2 protein-coding genes are annotated in these 1,494 nt (G+C 72.2%); one reads left to right on the plus strand and one right to left on the minus strand.

Annotation, left to right across the window (positions count from 1 at the left end; genetic code table 11):
• Positions 1-41: 41 nt before the first annotated feature.
• Positions 42-884: an ABC transporter ATP-binding protein gene (locus G6027_RS14420; RefSeq protein ID WP_182637774.1), complete on the minus strand. Its 843-nt coding sequence runs from the start codon at positions 882-884 to the stop codon at positions 42-44.
• A gap of 153 nt (positions 885-1,037) precedes the next feature.
• Between G6027_RS14420 and G6027_RS14425 the strand changes: the two genes are divergently transcribed.
• On the plus strand, positions 1,038-1,494 hold a 457-nt coding region (locus G6027_RS14425), incomplete at its 3' end, for a maltotransferase domain-containing protein (RefSeq protein WP_182637775.1).

The raw sequence follows: 1,494 nt of genomic DNA on the forward strand, positions 1-1,494 counted from the left end.
GACGGCGCCGGGCGGGGTCGCCACGGGGTCGACGGTGCGGTTCACGGTCGCCGATGTCGGCCGGACCGACGCGCCCGCCGCGCGAAGAAGCGCCCGTCGATCGCGTCGACGACGATCGACTGCGCGAACGCGAGGCTGAGGTTCTCCGAGGTGATCACGTCGTCGATGAGACCGGTGGCCGTCACCCCTCCCTCCGCGAGCAGCATCGCGTGGGTGAAACCCGGGGGTATCTCCTCCACGTGGTGGGTGACCAGGACGGTGGCGGGCGCGTCGGGGTCCAGAGCCATGTCCGCCAGACGGGCGACCAGATCCTCCCGGCCTCCCAGGTCCAGGCCCGCTCCGGGCTCGTCCAGCAGGAGCAGCTCCGGGTCGGTCATCATCGCTCGGGCGATCAGCACCCGCTTGCGCTCACCCTCCGACAGGGTCCCCCAGGTGCGGTCGGCCAGGTGCTCGCCGCCGATCATCTCCAGCGTGTCCGCCGCGCGGTCGAAGTCGGCCTGGTCGTAGGCCTCCCGCCACCGACCCAACACGGCGTACCCGGCGGAGACCACCAGGTCCTTGACCACCTCGTCGCCGGGAATCCGGCCGGCCACCGCGGCGGACGACAGACCCACCCGGCTGCGGAGCTCGGTGACCTCGGTGCGACCCAGTTCCTCGCCGAGGATCACCGCCGAGCCCGTGCTCGGGTACTCGAGCGCCGAGGCGATGCGGAGCAACGAGGTCTTGCCCGCACCGTTGGGTCCCAGGACGACCCATCGCTCGTCCAGCTCGACCTGCCAGGTGACGGGACCCACCAGCGTCCGCCCGTCCCGCCGGAGCGAGACGTCGGTCAGGTCCAGGACGAGGTCGGGGTCGGTCTCGATAGGCGTTCTCACGGCCCCCATCTAACCCCCTATCCGGTGGCCGGGTGGCGAGGAACACGGCACGTGGACGTGAACACCGGCGCGACGCCCCTCCCCGATCGACGCCCGCTTCGATAGCGTCGTGTGCGTAGAGGCGTCCGCACCCCGGAGCCCGCAGCCGAGAGGAGCACCGACGTGAACGACCGTCTGGCCATCGACGAGGTCCGCCCCCTGGTCTCCTGCGGGAGGTTCCCCGCCAAGTCGGTCGTGGGTGAGGTGGTACCGATCTCGGCGACCGTGTGGCGGGAGGGCCACGACGCGCTGTCGGCGAGCCTGGTGGTCCGCCGTCCCGGTGGGGCCTCCTCGCGGACGACGATGTCCCCCGGGTCGGAGGCGGACACCGTCCACGCGCTCCTCACCACCGACGCCCCCGGGATGTGGTCGTTCCGCGTCGAGGCGTGGTCGGACCCGTTCGCGACGTGGAACAGCGGGATCGTCAAGAAGATGGACGTCGGCCAGGAGGCCGACGTCCTGGGCAACGAGTTCGAGGGGGGCGCCCGGGTCCTGGACGCCGGTGCCGCGCAGGCGACCGCGTCGGGTGACACCGACCGTGCCGCGCTCCTGGCCGATGCGGCCACCGCGCTCCGCGGCA

The organism is Dietzia sp. SLG310A2-38A2 (assembly GCF_014145095.1).
GTDB lineage: Bacteria > Actinomycetota > Actinomycetes > Mycobacteriales > Mycobacteriaceae > Dietzia.

What these genes read in the sequence shown, in the direction of transcription:
- G6027_RS14420 (WP_182637774.1), bottom strand. Translation starts at nt 884, where the DNA reads ATGGGGGCCGTGAGAACGCCTATCGAGACCGACCCCGACCTCGTCCTG.